At 43.1% G+C, this 809-nt stretch carries 1 protein-coding gene; it reads left to right on the top strand.

Annotated elements, in window-relative coordinates:
* Positions 1-59: 59 nt before the first annotated feature.
* A partial coding sequence (locus A3738_RS06605; RefSeq protein WP_068763448.1) for a chemotaxis protein occupies positions 60-809 on the top strand: 750 nt, incomplete at its 3' end.

Raw genomic sequence — 809 nt, 5'->3', positions numbered from 1 at the left:
GATGGTCTATTATTGATTTGATAAAACTTTACTAATTTCTCAATTATCGAGGTGTTACCTTGGCTGGTGTGTTAGATAGCGTAAACCAACGAACGCAGTTGGTTGGCCAAAATAGGCTTGAGCTTCTGTTATTTAGGTTGGCTGGGCGTCAGGTATATGGCATCAACGTCTTTAAGGTAAAAGAGGTTCTTCAATGTCCTCGTCTTACGAGTCTGCCTAAAAGTAATCCTGTTGTTAAAGGTGTTGCTCATATCCGGGGCGGCACTATTCCAATTTTAGATATGGGTATGGCGACTGGTCAGCGTTCTGTCGCTACAGACGATCTTACTGAACAATTTATTATCATCACGGAATACAACCGAAATACACAAGGCTTTTTGGTCGCAGGCGTCGAACGTATCGTGAACCTAAATTGGGAAGAGATTCATCCGCCACCGAAGGGTTCTGGAAAAGAAAACTACCTTACAGCCGTTACTGAAATAGACGACAAATTAGTTGAGATTTTGGATGTCGAAAAAATCCTCTCTGAAGTCTCTCCGATGGATGAAAGTGTCAAAGAGAGTACGCTTGACGGTCGCGACAAAGAAGAATTTCAAAAGCATCGAATTTTGGTTGTCGATGATTCTGTGGTTGCGCGAAAGCAAATTCAGAATTGTTTGCAGACCATTGGTGCTGAGGTAGTGCTCAAAAACGATGGGCGCCAAGCCTATCAACACTTAAGAGAAATCACCGAAGATGGCTCTCGCGCGAGTGATCACTACAGTATGATGATCTCTGATGTGGAAATGCCAGAAATGGACGGTTATACC

This window comes from Oleiphilus sp. HI0066 (assembly GCF_001635725.1).
The sequence above is the reverse complement of the archived record's forward strand: the minus strand, read 5'-3'. Positions and strand labels throughout refer to the sequence as shown.